Origin of the sequence: Paenibacillus abyssi, assembly GCF_014640295.1 — a bacterium.
GTDB lineage: Bacteria > Bacillota > Bacilli > Paenibacillales > Paenibacillaceae > Paenibacillus_D > Paenibacillus_D abyssi.
Genome location: NZ_BMGR01000003.1, coordinates 1 through 15,083, shown reverse-complemented (window position 1 = coordinate 15,083; position 15,083 = coordinate 1). Strand labels below are relative to the sequence as shown.

Here is a 15,083-nt window from a genome sequence, read left to right as displayed (position 1 = left end):
CGGGATTACCTCCTTTCAATCTTGAACAAACCTTCCGGTTTGTAACGAATGACAATAATCACAAGCAAGAACACAATAATTTTGGCGCCTGTTTCACCGCCGAATACAGTCAACAGCTGATTGGCCTCTCCCATCACGATTGAACCAAGCGAAGTGCCCAGAAGCGATCCCACCCCACCAAGCACAACGGTCATAAAAGAATCGATCAAATAGTCCATCCCCATGGTCGGCGCCACATTTTTAAGGGGGGCGAGCACCGCTCCGGCAATCCCTGTTAACCCTGCCCCGAAGGCAAATGTAAGCATATCGATCCGCGGGGTATTAATCCCCAGACAATCGCTCATACTCCGGTTTTGCGAAACCGTGCGAACGAGCATGCCGAATTTCGTCCTAAAAAGCACATAAGCCGTAATGAGGACAAGCATTATGGCAAATCCAACGATAAATAAGCGCAGATAAGGTATATAGACCGAGCCTATATTTAGCGCTCCGTTAAACGGGTTCGATACGGACTTCCCCGCAGGACCAAAAATAATCCGGACCAGCTGCTGCAAAATAATCGATATTCCGAAAGTGGCCAGCAGCGTTTCAAGCGGCCGCCCATAAAGCCTCCTGATAATGAGAACTTCCATTAAAGCCCCGACAATTGCCGTGACAACAAAAGCGGCAGCCATCGCGACGATAAAAGGGAGATCCGCCAAGGTGCTGATGACATAGGACGTATAGGCACCAATCATAATCAACTCGCCGTGGGCCATATTGATGACCTTCATCACACCAAACGTAATCCCCAGACCCAGTGCAATTAAGAGCAAAATACCTGAGACGCTGATGCCATCTGCAATCTGCTGTGCAATATTCATCGATATCCCCCGCTTCTTCGAGCGGGAGAAGAGGCCGCTCTTCCCCCGCGCCGAACTAGTTACTCAAGAAACAGTTACTTCTTCCAGGGCTCCTCATGATCAGGGAACAGCAGCTTAGACCACGGCTCCGGCGCAGGGGCTTCCGACTCCTCGATAATATCGAACTGCGCATCCTTATTCGCAACGCCGATCCGGAAGTTCAGCTTCACATGGTTATTTTCCGGATCCACCGTTACTTCCCCCTCAGGCGCCATAATCTCCAAGCCTGCAAACGCCCCGATAAGCTGGCCGGCATCATTGATATCCTCGGCTTTTTCGAGCGCATCAGCAAGCAGATAAGTAGAGTAATAGGCCGATTGCATTAATGTATCAATAGGTCCTTCTCCATACTTCGCATGGTAATTCGTAACAAACTCCTTATTCTCCGGTGTGTCCACCGTTTGGAAATACGGCAGAGCGGAAATATGCCCTTCTCCGACTTCGCCTCCCATGGCCGAAAGATCTGTTTCATTCGTCACCACGCTGGCAATCGGCATCGTATCCGGACTTAACCCGTAGTTGTCATATTGCTTGTAGAATGCGGCAGCACTCTCCGCAACGAGCACTGAGAAGATCACATCCGGCTGAGCTTCTTTTATCTTGTTGACGATCGATGCGAATTCGGATTGGCCCATCGGCACGTAATCTTCACCGACCACTTCGCCGCCGTTTAATTTCAGGAGCTCCTTCACTTGCTTGTTTACTTGAACGGGGAAGACATAGTCGGAGCCGATCAGGAAAAATTTCTTTCCTTTGTTTTCCGTTAGCCAAGGAATAAATTGTTCAAGCCCTTGGTTCGGCACAGGCCCGACATACATTATATTTTTCGAGTATTCTTCTCCTTCATAGCTCATCGGGTAAACGAGGACGCCATCGTTTTGTTCTATGATAGGAAGCATAGCCTGACGGCTTGCCGATGTGTATCCACCGACAATAGCCGTGACGTTATCCTGAAGCAGAAGCTTCTTAGCCTTGGTAGCCGCCATGGACGGATCCGAGGCATAATCCTCGTATACCGGTATTAATTGCTGCCCTTTTACCCCGCCATCCGCATTAATCTCTTCAATGGCCATCAGCGTTGCATTTTTCAAGCCTTTCTCACCCATCGCAGTGACGCCGCTATCCGAGAAAAGGACCCCGATCTTAATGCCATCCCCCTCACTGCCGCCGCTTTCCGAGCCGGATGACTGTCCGCATCCAGCCAGCAATACTGTACACGCCAACCCTACCGCAATCACTTTACCCAACCACTTCTTCATCGCCAAACCTCCAGTATGGTGTAATGACAAACGCCCCTTTAACTTGTTCTATAATTTGGTTAAAGGTACACGATTTCCCCCCTGTCGCGGCTTATAGTTGACAATGCAGTTTTAATTCCCGACCATCTAACAAATAAATAACTCCTTATGTCATGTATTATGTATACATTGATGTATAAACCTTTTTAAATGTTATAATTCATAACATCTTGCGAGAATTATACTATGGACTTTTCCTGGAAGCAATAGTTCCCAATTTATTATTTTGCTATTCTCTCTTTAAATATTAGGGATTCACGATATGTGATTACAAAAATTTGTTTCTTCGAAACAATTAAGAGTTGTAATATATGTTATGATATATAACACATAGTTCGCGTAAATGATATGAAATATCCGTTTGCAGGTGAATTCAAAAAAATGCCACTAAGGCCGCAGCGCCTTGTGGCATTTTTTGATTATTTTCGACGTTGCACGGCTTTCGCAAAACTTTTCTGATTAATAAATGAGAATAGAGGAATATTATATCATTATTTGGCGAATACATGATTACCGATCTTCACGGTCACTTTCCTGTCCCGCACCCATTGGTTATCCGTCTTATCCGGGTTATAGAAGACAATGGCGCCTTTGCTGGGATCCTCTCCATTTAAAGCTGCTTGTACCGCCCGTTTTGTCTCAGCGCTTGGCGTTACATTGTAAATCCGTTTATCTAGCACCGGCGAGTATTGATAATAAGATTTGCCGTTATAGGTGGTTACTTGAAAGATTGTGTCTTTAATTTTATCCGGCCAATCCGGGCTTTTGACCCGATTGAGTATAGAAGCGGCTACAGCCTGCTTGCCCCTATAGCTCTCACCGCCCGCTTCCGCCTCTGTAATCCGGTAGAGCCATTTCAAATCATCCTGCGAAACGGATCCGGCGAGAGCCTCGGTATTTGCCGCATTTACACTGTTTATCCTGAGCTTTCCGCTCATGCTGATAAACGTTTTTTTGGAACGGGCACTATAGGTAACTTCCATGCCGAGCTTTCTGGCCGTATAAGCCAGAGGGATATAGATCCGTCCACCGTTATGAATCGTTTTCGTGTTCAGCTCATCCCGCTTCCATTGATTCAATCCTTGCAGGTCGTAATCTGTAAAGCTTTTACCGGATGGAAATCCAATCGTCATGCTGTTCCTGTTAATGACTGCTGCACGGTATTTTGAGCTCCAGCTCACACTTGCATTCAGCTTCCGGAAAAATTCGGCCGGTACCATTTGTTGATTATTTTGCATGATCCTAGATGTCGTCACCGGTGAGCCGTTCACATGAATCGTTGTGTCCGCTGCACCTGCCGCCTTTGCGCCGGCTGGCATCATTAGAATACTTGCCGCATAGGTAATAAGCAAAATCATCGGCAGTCGTTTTCTCATCGTTATCCATCGCCTCCCTACCTGTACTACTCTACTATAACTTGATTCATCGTTTCCATGGTAAAAAGAGGCTGTGTGACTTGCCGCGTGAGCAAAGCTATACGACCTGTTTCCAACTCTAAGGAAAAAACAAATCGCTATATATTAGAAATGACTTGCCAAACCTATGTTGAACTATGTAGAATCAACAAAGATATTATCAAAATAACAGCTTATCTATTGGAGGAAAGTTACAACATGAGACGTGAAGTTGGGGTTCACGAAAGACCGCCCATCGGGCAAAGCCTGATGCTGAGCTTACAGCATCTTTTCGCCATGTTCGGAGCGACGGTGCTTGTTCCGAATCTGCTCGGTGTGGATCCGGCGATTTGCCTGCTGATGAACGGGATCGGCACACTGCTTTATTTATGGATTTGTAAGGGGAAAATTCCCGCCTACCTCGGTTCCAGCTTTGCCTTTATCGCCCCCGCGGGCGCGGTCATCGGCAATTACAGCTCCACTGAAGCAGGCTATGCGGCTGCACTTGGCGGATTTATCGTAGCCGGGTTGATCTTCACCATTCTTGCGTTTATTATCCAAGTTGCCGGTACCGGCTGGATCAATACCGTGTTTCCTCCTGCAGCTATGGGTGCGATTGTCGCGGTCATCGGCTTGGAGCTTGTTCCGGTTGCTGCCCGTATGGCGGGCTGGATTGCTCCGCAGGATGCTGTCGATTGGTCACCGAGCACAGACGCCATTATCCTATCGACGGTTACACTGCTCGTCACGATGCTTGGATCCGTTGTATTCCGCGGTTTTATGCGTATCATTCCAATTCTGATTGGCATCATCACCGGATATGCGCTCGCCTATTTCATGGGCCTTGTAAACTTCGGCCCTGTCGCAGCCAGAAGCTGGATCGAATCGCCGACCTTCACCTTCCCGGTATTTGAGCTCGCGGCCATTCTAACGATCGCACCTGCCGCACTTGTCGTTATTGCTGAGCATATCGGCCATCTCATCGTAACCGGCAATATTGTCAAGAAAGACCTTTCCAAGGATCCCGGACTTCATCGATCCATGCTGGGCAACGGACTCTCGACTTTATTATCCGGTTTCGTAGGCTCAACTCCAAATACGACATACGGGGAAAACATCGGCGTGCTGGCTATTACCCGTGTCTATTCCACATTTGTCATCGGAGGCGCAGCAGTCATTGCAATCATTCTCTCGTTTCTCGGCAAATTTTCGGCGCTCATCGCCAACATTCCGGTTCCGGTCATGGGCGGAGTCTCCCTGCTGCTGTTCGGCGTTATTGCCGCTTCCGGGTTTCGGATGCTCGTGGAATCCAAGGTCGACTATGCAAAGCCGACCAATCTGTTCTTGACGATGATTGTACTTGTTACGGGACTTAGCCATGCTAAGGTAACAATCGGCAGCTTCTCGTTATCAGGTATGGCTCTAGCCACTGTCGTTGCGATCCTGTTCAGCCTGCTGTTCAAGCTGTTCGAGGTAACCAAGCTCTCCAACGATAACGAAGCTTCAGGCCACTAAGAAAAAAGCAATCGACCGTTCCCTCAACAATGGGAACGGTCGATTTTTCATTTCTAATCTAACTCATGTCGTCTATTACTGCAAGACTATAGATCCGTAAGGGGGGATCGTCAGCGTGATGCCGTCTTGTTCAATCGCGCTGCCGCTCTTGTTGGACAATAGAATATTCCCAAATTCATTGCGATCGCGCAGCGTAAGCTTCTGCTCTTCCCCTGACATATTGTGAACGACAAGCACACGTTCCTCATTGGTCATTCGGATGAATACCGTCACCTTATCGTTATCGCTCGGATAGTCGGCAATGCTGCCGTTACGAAGCGCCGTCGTTTCGTTGCGCCACCTGATCATCGTTCGATAGTGGCTGAGCAGCGATTCCGGATCATTCATCTGGAGCTCCACAGACGGCGTGTCCTGGTTATGCCGGGTAGGCTCCCAGGTCGTCTGTCCCGCTCCAGTCGCTTCATACCACAGCATCGGCTCGCGGATAAACTCATCGGGCTTCATGCCCAACATCCCGATCTCTTCTCCATAATAGATGAAGGGGTTACCTGGCACAGTCAGCAATAAAGAAGCCGCTATTTGGGCCCGGTCCACATTCCCGTTTAACGTGCTCATGACCCGCTGCTGGTCATGATTGGTGAGGAAAGGAGCGTCGATAAATCTGCCGCCAGATGTTTTTTCGAACAAATTATAGGCCCGCGCGATAGAGAAGCCCAGATCTGCGCCGCGCTCATTGTTCGCCATATCAACGAGCGTTTCCGCAAGCCCGAAGTTAAATCCGGAATCAAACGGTTCGAGGTAAGGGGCAATCAGCACCGGCGAATTTTCCCATATCTCTCCCACAATATAGGCTTCGGGATTCGCCTCATTCATGCCTGCGCGGAATTCATTCCACCATTCGATATTTTTTGCAAGCATTTTTTCGTTTTTCACTTCGCTTTGCGTGTTTTGGAATATATGCTTGGCCGCATCGAGCCGAAAGCCGTCCACGCCCAGCTCCAGCCAAAATTGCCCGATCTTGATCATCTCCGCCCGAACCTCAGGGTTATCCAGATTCAGATCCGGCATCCCCTCCCAGAAGATCCCGAGATACTTGCTGTCGCCGACTGTTTTCCAAGGATTTCCGCTACCAGCTGCATTCGTGATATCCACAGCTTCGTCTTCAGGCTTCCATGTGTACCAGGAACGGTATGGGCTGTCCGGATTCATGGACTCGATGAACCAAGGATGCTGAGAACTCGAATGGTTCACCACCAGATCCATAATCACTTTTATGCCTCGCTTCTGCGCCTCTTCCGTTAACCGTTTAAAGTCTTCCAGCGTTCCATATTCAGGATGAATATCATAATAATCCGTCACATCATATCCATGATAGCTCGGAGAAGGATTAATCGGCATCAGCCATATCCCTTCGATACCCAGATCGGTATCGGTATCCGGGTCACCGTCGTTCAAGTAATCGAGCTTCTCAATGATCCCATTCAGATCACCGATGCCGTCGCCATTCGAATCATAAAAGGAACGGACGAAAATCTCATAATAAACATTGGAAGGCTGCTCATCGATATGACTCCTCACAGAGGCGTCCGCTTTAGCAGATTCCTCCGCTGCAGAGCTTTCGGATTGCGCCTCATTCTGCGCTTCATTTTGTGCTTCATTGAGCGCTTCATTCTGTACCGCGTTCTGCGTATCGCTGCAGCCGGCCAACACAACAAGGATGAAAACAGCCAGCCAGCCCGTAACATGCTGTAACCTTTTCATCGGTGCAGGGATCACCCTTTCTATTTGAAGACCATGTAACCGTAAGCGTCAATATGAACCGTAGTATCAGGCGATACGGCATACTTTTTTCCTGTTATTAGATCGGTCACCGTATCCCCTTCTTGTTTCCATGGAAAGGACAGCTTCACTACCTGCGTCTTCGGACTGTTATTGATCAACAAGCCGGACGCCTGATCCTTATATGTTCGAATGTAACCGTATGTGTTCTTCAGCTCATCTTCCAGCCAGGTTTCATAACTGCCTCTAGCCAGCTCCGGATGCTCCTTGCGCAAGGATATGATGCTCCGGTAATGATCGAGCATGGACTCGTTCCGCAGCTCCTTCTCCCACACCATCGGTTTGCGGCAGTAAGGGTCGTTCTCCCCCTCCATGCCCACCTCATCACCGTAATAAATCATCGGCATACCCGGATAAGTCAATTGGAAAAAAGCCGCCAGCTTCATCCGGCCTTCCGCCTGCTTTTCTTCGTTCCAGCCCCATCCGCCTTTTGTACAGGCAGTTAGGAACCGTTCGGTATCATGGCTGTCGATTAGATTAAACATCGCCGCATTCGCCTGGTCGGAATAAATCATACGGGAGTGGGTCAGCAGGTTGTTAAATGTCCGTACGCCGATGTTTTGCTTGGCAAAAAAGCCATTCAGCGCTTCCTTGAACAAATAGTTCATTACGCCGTCAAACTGATCTCCGCGCAGCCACGCTCTGGAATCATGCCACACTTCCCCGATAATAACCGCTTCGGGATTGGCTTCCTTTACCACTTTGCGGAAAGCGCGCCAGAACTCGTGATCCACCTCATTGGCTACATCCAGGCGCCAACCGTCGATTCCTGTTTCCTCGATCCAGTAACGGGCGACCTGCAGCAGATATTCCCGCACCTCCGGATTTTTCGTGTTCAGCTTGGGCATGGAGAATACACTATTGGCGAACGTTTCATAGTTCGTTTTCGGGCGCTGAACAACCGGAAAGCTGTCGATAAAGAACCAATCGGCATATTTCGAACTCTCGCCATTTTTCAGCACGTCCTGAAACGCGAAGAACGTATCTCCGCAATGATTGAACACCGCATCGAAAATAATGCGTATGCCTCTACTGTGAGCTTCTTTTACTAATGACTTCACAGTATCAAGGTCGCCGAATTGAGGATCGATGCTGTAATAGTCCGTTGTATCGTATTTATGATTGGTTGTTGATGTGAACACCGGAGTCATATAAATGACGTTGATCCCTAATCCCTCAAGGTAAGGCAGCTTCTGCTCGATGCCCGCCAGGTCACCGCCGTAATACGTTTTCCAATCGGTCAGCGGTTCGTCCCAATCCAGCGTTCCCGGAGGATCATTCTTCGGATCACCATTGTAAAAGCGTTCCGGGAAAATCTGATACACGATCCCATCATGAACCCAGTCGGGAATGGTGAAAAGATCTTGTTCCGTGATATACGCAAACTGAAAATATCCTGCTCCTTCACGGTTAACGGCGATGCCCTTCTCTCCGTACCAGAGATGATCCCCGGCCGTTCCTTCCAAAAGAAATACATACCTCACCCGTTTGGTATCACTTGGAATAATGCCTTCAAAGTAATCGTACAACTCATCCCAAGCCACTTTGGACAGTGCCATGCCGGATTCCCTGCCCTCAGATTGATACCGGTCGCTGTGCAATAGACTGCAGCGGGCGACATCCTCTTTTTTTGCGCGTAATCTTACCTTTAGCTCATTGCTGCCCACCGCAAAAGCAAACGGGTTATCGGCAATGTGCAGCAAAGCCTCTTTCAGCATTACTTATTCCTCCCTCTCACAACGATGTTCATCCGCAATTTGTTTCCATCAGGCCTGCCCCTGCATGCCCACCCATACCATTAATGAAGAAAATCCTATGAACATAAGGGAGATGACGATGGCGAAGATCAAAAATACTTTGTTTAATTTGGACATCGCGTTTGCCTCCTTGCCATTTCATATGCCCGCATCACAGCATGCCGGATCATCCTTTATTGGCTCCCGCTTTTAAGCCTTCAATAATATATTTCTGCAGAAACAGGAACAAGATGGTAATCGGAACAGCTACAAGCACCGCTCCTGCAGCGAATAAAGTAAACTCCGTATTGCCTCTGCCCGTTACCATTTCGAACAGGCCAATAGCCAGCGTCTTGTTTTCATTGGAGCGCAGCACCAGCCGGGCAAAGATAAAGTCCATCCAAGGACCGATAAAGTTATTGACCGCGATGAAGGTAAGAATTGGAATCGATAACGGCATCATCACTTTAAAAAAGATCGTTGTATTCGATGCGCCGTCTATTTTAGCGGCTTCCTCCAGACTGCGCGGGAGTCCATCAAAGTATCCTTTGACAAGCCATGCTCCGAATGGAATGGATCCGCCTGCGTACACAAGAATCAAACCCCAGTGATTGTCCAGCAGGTTGAGCTGCAGGAGCAAAATATAGATGGCAATCATGCCCATGAAGCCTGGGAACATCTGCAGCACCAGCATGGCCATCAGCCCTTTTCGACGGCCCGGGAAACGGAAACGCGAGAACGCATAAGCCGAGGTGACAATCAAAAACGTCGAGATGATCATATTCATCGTCGCGATGAACAGCGTATTTTTATACCACAGCACATAATCCGTATCCGCGATCAGCCGTTTGTAATGATCCAGCGTCAGATGATCGGGAATGAACGCGCTGCTGAACAACGTATCCCCAGGGTTCATCGAACCAAGGACGATCCAAACGACCGGATAGATGACAAAAATCGCTGTCAGGATAAGTATGATATATATCGAAGCGACAACCAGGTTTTCCCGCAGCCTCATGCCTGGGGAAAGGGAACGTTGTTTACGGGTTGGATTCGTCATTGTATCATATCCTCTTCTTTAAAGGCTCTGGTCTTCCGGAAATTATAAATGGAGAAAATGGCAACGATCACGAAAATAAGGATCGATACGACAGACGCCATATTGTATTGGTTTTGTTCCAAAGTAAGCTTATAAATCCACGAAATCAGGATGTCTGTAGAGCCGGCATAGCTGTATGCAATGTTCGCCGGTCCGCCCTGTGTAAACAGATAAATCATATTAAAGTTATTGAAGTTGCCTGCAAAGCCCATGATCAGCAGCGGTGCAGTTGCAAACATGACGAGCGGAAACGAAATCTTCCAAAACTTCTGCCACCCGTTTGCCCCGTCCACTTCGGCTGCTTCGAACATATCTCTGTCGATACTCGTCAACACCCCCGACATTAGCGCCATCCAAAACGGGAATCCGAACCAAATGTTGACCATTACGAGCGCGATTTTCGCCCATGTTGGATCGGACAGCCAAGGGATCGGATCGAGCCCCAGCTTGACCAGATACTGGTTGATTGGTCCAAACTGTCCATTGAATATATTCCGGAATATCAAGATGGATATAAATTGAGGGATGGCCCACGGTAAAATAAATATCGTTCTCCACAACTTTTTATAACGGATTCGTTTGTGATTAATAATAACCGCATAAAACAACCCGACAAAAAACGTTGTGATGGTGGCCAGGATCGACCATATGATCGTCCACCACAATACACCATAGAACGTATTGCTCCATATTTCCAGACGGAACAGGTTAATGAATGTCTGAAAGCCGACCCAGTCGACCAGTCTCAGCGGAGGCAGAACCGGTGCGGCATAGTTAGTAAACGCAATGAGAATACCGAATACTAACGGCAGCACGGTAAGAAACAAGGTGAAGAAAAAAGCGGGCGTCAGGAGAATATAGGCGTAACCATTATCCCATGCATTGCGCATCGATTCGGCAAATGTTTTGGGCTGCCCGCCCTCATCGATCATTTTGCCCGTCTTGTAAGCATCGATAATGTTGCGGATGTAGACCAAGAGAATGACCAGAAGCACCAACACGACGATTACACCCTCGATCATTAAAAATATCGAGTGATCGCCTTGCTCTGTAATTCTTCCCCGCGCACCCCGTACTTGCTGCTGTTCACCCAATGTATATAAACCCCACAGCCCATTCATAATAGGCTTATACCACACCACAATGATGAAGAGCTCTAGCACTGCATACAGGATACCTTTCATGTATTGCCGATTGTAAAGCTGCCCTAAGCCCATGAACAGCGCTGACAATACAGCGCCGATGACGGACCGTTTCATTTGCGGCTTCTTGGCGGCAGATGGATTTATTTGAGGACTCATAGGAGCCACCTTTCTTTCTGATCATATACCGCCCAATGCTCTCCATATCGCTGCAGCATTGGGCGGAACTTAGAAAAAGCTCTTATAAGTGCTTATTGTCCAGAGTTTTGAATCTCGATTGCTTCTTTAATTTGTTGAACTGCGGAGTCAAGCGCTTCCTTCGGCGGTGTTTGCTCGTTCCAGATTGCTGCAAGAGCGGCTCCTGCAGGGCCCCACACAGCCGGCATTTCCGGAATGTTAGGCATCGGTACAGCGGATTGGGCTTGCGTCAGAAAAGCGGAAGCGATTTCATCTTGTTTAATCGCCTCGTTTTCGAGCAGGGCATTATGCGGCGGGAGCTCACCCGTCATTTCAAAACGTTTTAACAGCATTTCTTCGCTCGTTGCAAATCTTGCATACAAGGAAGCGGCTTCAGGGTATTTCGTATATGCATTTACATACAGACCTTTAATTCCGGAAAAACTTGTCGGTACATTACCGTTTTCAAGCTTCGGCATCGGAATAACGCCAAAGTTGAGTCCGGCATCTCTATGGCCTTTAACCGCCCAAGGGCCGTCTACATTGTACATTAATGTGCCTTCGTTAAATAAGGACTGTTTGATGTCGTAAGTGATGTCTTCGTTGTTCAACGGCAGAATCTCTTTTTTGAGACGAAGCATGAATTCACCAGCTGCTACAGCGCCTTCATTGTTCAGGCCAATATCATTAGCATCGGTGTTAGAATTGCCGAACACATAACCGCCATGGCCGCCGATGATGGAGTATACGAAGTAGAAATTGGCAACTTCCATCATAAAACCGAACTTGTTCTGTGCTTTATCTGTATATTCTTTCGATTGGGCAATCACTTCTTCAAATGTGGTCGGCACTTCAGTGACTAGATCTTTGTTGTAGAACAAAGCATAGGTTTCAATGTTAGTAGGGTAACCGTACAATTTGCCTTCATACGTGGTTCCGGTAATCGCAGCATCCATGAAATTTCCAAGGTACTCATCCGCATAGAAGTTCTCCAGGATCAAACCTTGCGCTGCCATGGAGCCGGCATGGTCATGGGGTGCAGCGAATACGTCAGCCGCAAGGCCGGCAGGGCCGTCTGTTTTAAGCTTGCCGGGAGCATCCGTATGTCCAACGTCTTCTACCTTGACTGGAACACCGTATTGCTTGGTGAATTCCTCAGCAACGAACCGCGTCCATTCTCCTTCTGCATCCTTGTTATCCCACACAATCAGCGATGCGCCTTCTTCCGGCAGGTACTCCTCTTCTTCCTCTGCATTATTGGCAGTATTGCTTGGAGTATTGGTTGAACCAGAATTGTTCGGAGTTGTATTGCCGCCATTGTTGGCCGGTGCATTACCGCCAGAGCATGCCGCAAGAATTAATACCATGATTAACGTAAAAGTAAGAAACACCATTTTTCTCGACTTCATTGTCATCAACCCGCCTTCTTCATCAATTTTAACTACCTGTGTTTTCCTGAACAACGATCTTCAACTCCCCTATTACATCTGGAACCTCTTCAGCCCTCACCCCCTCTAAAAATTAAATCGTCTAAATCCGGGATAAATCGCTTTATTGTGCAAACGTTTGAATAAATGTGCGTAACATAGAAAAAAGGCACAACCTCTCCCGTTACTTACGGTTCCGAGGTTGTACCTTTTAGGTAACATTGCCTTCAAATTTTCATAGGATTGTGCTAATTCGCTTTTATAATAACAGAGAAGTTTGCTGATGTAAACGGTTTCCTTGCAAAATTTTGTTATTCAATTGTGGCATGTTTTTACTTTATTTTGCATTTCACTTTTAAGTACGAATTGTATTACGCTTATTTACATTTTCTTCACTTTATGATAGAAGTATAAGGGACTTGCTTTAGTCAAAAGCGTAAACGTTTGCACTAGATGGAGGTTTTCAATGCAGGTAACGATTAAAGACGTAGCAAAAGCAGCCGGGGTATCGCCTTCCACCGTTTCCCGTGTCATTTCCAACCATCCCCGCATAAGCCGGAAGACAGTTGCCAAGGTAAAGTCCATTATGGAAGAGCTTGGATATCATCAAAATATGATGGCAAGGAGCCTTGTTTCCAAAACAACCCGCACGATCGGCATGATCTTGCCGAGATCCGCGGAAGAGCTCTTTTTAAATTTTTTCTTCCCTGAATCGATACGAGGGATTGTCACGCAGTCAACACGCAGCGGTTATGACTTGATGATGACATCCGGCGCTTCCGAGCATGAGGAATTGGAGGCGATTTTACGATTAGTTCGAGGGCGCCGCGTGGATGGAATCATTCTCTTGTCCTCACGCGTACATGATCCGCTCATTTCCTTTTTACATGCCCAGAAATTCCCATTCATCTTGATCGGGCGGAGTCCGGAGTATCCAGACATATTATCAATCGACAATGATAATATACAAGCCTCGTATGATGCCACCCGCCATCTGATTTCGCTTGGACACGAGCGTATCGGCTTTGTTAGCGGCCCTTCTCATCTTGTCGTCTCGCAAGACCGGCTGGTAGGGTATAAGAAAGCGCTGGCAGATTATAATTTGGCATTGAATCCGAGATGGATCGTTGAAGGGGAGTTTCTGCAGGAAAGCGGCTACCATGCGATGTCTTTGATTATGAATTTGCCGCAGCGCCCGACCGCGCTGGTTATCATTGACGACATTGTAGCTTTTGGCGTATTACGCGGACTCAGTGAATTAGGTTATTCCGTTCCTCATGACATCAGCATTATTAGCTTTAACAATATCGCTTTGTCCGAGCTGACGAACCCACCGCTTAGCAGCATCGATATTGGCATTTATCAGATGGGCTATACCGCGTCGAACCTCCTGATTCAATCCATTGAAGAGCAGCAGCCGGAACAAAACCGTATCATAATCCCTCATCGGCTGGTCACAAGAGAATCAACTAAACGGCTTACATAGCTATCTTCCCACCCGGTATAGGTGCACATTACAAGCCGGTACTAAATCCCGGTTGGCGATACAACAAAAAACCCTTGCTTCGCAATGAAGACAAGGGTTTGAATGATCATTATTATGGAGCGGGTGATGGGAATCGAACCCACGCTACCAGCTTGGAAGGCTGGAGTTCTACCATTGAACTACACCCGCAAAATTGAATGGTCGGGATGACACGATTTGAACATGCGACCCCCTGGTCCCAAACCAGGTGCTCTACCAAGCTGAGCTACATCCCGATGAATTATTTAATGCTTAAAACTAATGGCGTGCCCTGAGAGATTCGAACTCCCGACCTTTTGATTCGTAGTCAAACGCTCTATCCAGCTGAGCTAAGGGCACTTAATATGGAGCGGAAGACGGGAATCGAACCCGCGACCCTCGCCTTGGCAAGGCGATGCTCTACCGCTGAGCCACTTCCGCATATGGTGCGGTCGAGAGGACTCGAACCTCCACGGCTGTTACACCACTAGAACCTGAATCTAGCGCGTCTGCCAATTCCGCCACGACCGCAAATATGAAACTATGGTGCCGTCGAGAGGACTTGAACCCCCAACCTACTGATTACAAGTCAGTTGCTCTACCAATTGAGCTACAACGGCGTATTAAGATCCAAACAAGCTGTAACATTAAAGGTTACGATCTGGATTAAAATGGTGACCCGTAGGGGATTCGAACCCCTGTTACCTCCGTGAAAGGGAGGTGTCTTAACCCCTTGACCAACGGGCCATATGTATGGCGGAGAGAGAGGGATTCGAACCCTCGCACCACTTGCGCAGTCTAACCCCTTAGCAGAGGGTCCCCTTGAGCCACTTGGGTATCTCTCCAAGCTGTTCTGGTGGGCCCTAGTGGACTCGAACCACCGACCTCACCCTTATCAGGGGTGCGCTCTAACCAGCTGAGCTAAGGGCCCACATCAAAATCCACGCTTGTAAATGGTTCCACATCAATTAAACCTTAACTTACACCTTGAAAACCGGATGCGAAAGTGATGAATTACCTTAGCTGTCTTGCTGTTGTTTAGGATAAGCC

The 15,083-nt window shown here is 47.9% G+C and carries 10 protein-coding genes and 9 tRNA genes; 2 read left to right on the top strand and 17 right to left on the bottom strand.

Annotated elements, in window-relative coordinates:
- Nucleotides 1-5: 5 nt before the first annotated feature.
- The 3 genes from urtB to IEW11_RS04715 form a co-directional block, all read right to left on the bottom strand.
- A complete protein-coding gene (urtB, locus tag IEW11_RS04725) occupies nt 6-863 on the bottom strand; it encodes an urea ABC transporter permease subunit UrtB (protein ID WP_188529543.1) in 858 nt (285 codons plus the stop codon).
- A gap of 74 nt (nt 864-937) precedes the next feature.
- Nucleotides 938-2,161: a transporter substrate-binding domain-containing protein gene (locus IEW11_RS04720; protein WP_188529541.1), complete on the bottom strand. Its 1,224-nt coding sequence runs from the start codon at nt 2,159-2,161 to the stop codon at nt 938-940.
- Between the two features lie 530 nt (nt 2,162-2,691).
- Nucleotides 2,692-3,576 (bottom strand): cell wall hydrolase, encoded by an 885-nt coding sequence (locus IEW11_RS04715; protein ID WP_188529538.1) that lies wholly within the window; start codon nt 3,574-3,576, stop codon nt 2,692-2,694.
- 237 nt (nt 3,577-3,813) lie between these two features.
- Here IEW11_RS04715 and uraA point away from each other — a divergent pair, with 237 nt between their 5' ends.
- Nucleotides 3,814-5,109 (top strand): uracil permease, encoded by a 1,296-nt coding sequence (gene uraA, locus IEW11_RS04710; RefSeq protein ID WP_188529536.1) that lies wholly within the window; start codon nt 3,814-3,816, stop codon nt 5,107-5,109.
- A gap of 75 nt (nt 5,110-5,184) precedes the next feature.
- Here the strand turns inward: uraA and IEW11_RS04705 are convergent, their stop codons facing one another.
- From IEW11_RS04705 to IEW11_RS04685, 5 genes are all read right to left on the bottom strand, one after another.
- Nucleotides 5,185-6,870: an alpha-amylase family glycosyl hydrolase gene (locus tag IEW11_RS04705; protein WP_188529533.1), complete on the bottom strand. Its 1,686-nt coding sequence runs from the start codon at nt 6,868-6,870 to the stop codon at nt 5,185-5,187.
- Nucleotides 6,871-6,890: 20 nt separating this feature from the next.
- Nucleotides 6,891-8,666, bottom strand: coding sequence for a glycoside hydrolase family 13 protein (locus tag IEW11_RS04700; protein ID WP_188529531.1), 1,776 nt, complete (start codon nt 8,664-8,666; stop codon nt 6,891-6,893).
- Nucleotides 8,667-8,871: 205 nt separating this feature from the next.
- A complete protein-coding gene (locus IEW11_RS04695; protein ID WP_229724958.1) occupies nt 8,872-9,744 on the bottom strand; it encodes a sugar ABC transporter permease in 873 nt (290 codons plus the stop codon).
- The gene (locus IEW11_RS04690) at nt 9,741-11,084 is read right to left on the bottom strand and encodes a sugar ABC transporter permease (RefSeq protein WP_229724957.1); all 1,344 of its coding nucleotides are present in this window, start codon (nt 11,082-11,084) and stop codon (nt 9,741-9,743) included. The genes IEW11_RS04695 and IEW11_RS04690 overlap by 4 nt, the downstream gene beginning before the upstream one ends.
- A gap of 92 nt (nt 11,085-11,176) precedes the next feature.
- Nucleotides 11,177-12,511, bottom strand: coding sequence for a sugar ABC transporter substrate-binding protein (locus IEW11_RS04685; RefSeq protein ID WP_188529529.1), 1,335 nt, complete (start codon nt 12,509-12,511; stop codon nt 11,177-11,179).
- Between the two features lie 484 nt (nt 12,512-12,995).
- Between IEW11_RS04685 and IEW11_RS04680 the strand changes: the two genes are divergently transcribed.
- A complete protein-coding gene (locus IEW11_RS04680; RefSeq protein WP_188529528.1) occupies nt 12,996-14,015 on the top strand; it encodes a LacI family DNA-binding transcriptional regulator in 1,020 nt (339 codons plus the stop codon).
- 115 nt (nt 14,016-14,130) lie between these two features.
- Here IEW11_RS04680 and IEW11_RS04675 read toward each other — a convergent pair.
- The 9 genes from IEW11_RS04675 to IEW11_RS04635 form a co-directional block, all read right to left on the bottom strand.
- Nucleotides 14,131-14,204, bottom strand: a tRNA-Gly gene (locus IEW11_RS04675).
- 9 nt (nt 14,205-14,213) lie between these two features.
- Nucleotides 14,214-14,290 (bottom strand) — tRNA-Pro (locus IEW11_RS04670).
- 26 nt (nt 14,291-14,316) lie between these two features.
- Nucleotides 14,317-14,393, bottom strand: a tRNA-Arg gene (locus IEW11_RS04665).
- A 6-nt stretch (nt 14,394-14,399) separates the two neighbouring features.
- Nucleotides 14,400-14,474 (bottom strand) — tRNA-Gly (locus IEW11_RS04660).
- Nucleotides 14,475-14,477: 3 nt separating this feature from the next.
- Nucleotides 14,478-14,564: transfer RNA gene (locus IEW11_RS04655), tRNA-Leu, on the bottom strand.
- Between the two features lie 13 nt (nt 14,565-14,577).
- A tRNA-Thr gene (locus tag IEW11_RS04650) sits at nt 14,578-14,653 on the bottom strand.
- Nucleotides 14,654-14,705: 52 nt separating this feature from the next.
- Nucleotides 14,706-14,780: transfer RNA gene (locus tag IEW11_RS04645), tRNA-Glu, on the bottom strand.
- A gap of 7 nt (nt 14,781-14,787) precedes the next feature.
- Nucleotides 14,788-14,878: transfer RNA gene (locus IEW11_RS04640), tRNA-Ser, on the bottom strand.
- A gap of 9 nt (nt 14,879-14,887) precedes the next feature.
- Nucleotides 14,888-14,964, bottom strand: a tRNA-Ile gene (locus tag IEW11_RS04635).
- Nucleotides 14,965-15,083 lie beyond the last annotated feature (119 nt).

What these genes read in the sequence shown, in the direction of transcription:
- urtB (WP_188529543.1), bottom strand. Translation starts at nt 863, where the DNA reads ATGAATATTGCACAGCAGATTGCAGATGGCATCAGCGTCTCAGGTATT.
- IEW11_RS04720 (WP_188529541.1), bottom strand. Translation starts at nt 2,161, where the DNA reads ATGAAGAAGTGGTTGGGTAAAGTGATTGCGGTAGGGTTGGCGTGTACA.
- IEW11_RS04715 (WP_188529538.1), bottom strand. Translation starts at nt 3,576, where the DNA reads ATGAGAAAACGACTGCCGATGATTTTGCTTATTACCTATGCGGCAAGT.
- uraA (WP_188529536.1), top strand. Translation starts at nt 3,814, where the DNA reads ATGAGACGTGAAGTTGGGGTTCACGAAAGACCGCCCATCGGGCAAAGC.
- IEW11_RS04705 (WP_188529533.1), bottom strand. Translation starts at nt 6,870, where the DNA reads ATGAAAAGGTTACAGCATGTTACGGGCTGGCTGGCTGTTTTCATCCTT.
- IEW11_RS04700 (WP_188529531.1), bottom strand. Translation starts at nt 8,666, where the DNA reads ATGCTGAAAGAGGCTTTGCTGCACATTGCCGATAACCCGTTTGCTTTT.
- IEW11_RS04695 (WP_229724958.1), bottom strand. Translation starts at nt 9,744, where the DNA reads ATGACGAATCCAACCCGTAAACAACGTTCCCTTTCCCCAGGCATGAGG.
- IEW11_RS04690 (WP_229724957.1), bottom strand. Translation starts at nt 11,084, where the DNA reads ATGAGTCCTCAAATAAATCCATCTGCCGCCAAGAAGCCGCAAATGAAA.
- IEW11_RS04685 (WP_188529529.1), bottom strand. Translation starts at nt 12,511, where the DNA reads ATGAAGTCGAGAAAAATGGTGTTTCTTACTTTTACGTTAATCATGGTA.
- IEW11_RS04680 (WP_188529528.1), top strand. Translation starts at nt 12,996, where the DNA reads ATGCAGGTAACGATTAAAGACGTAGCAAAAGCAGCCGGGGTATCGCCT.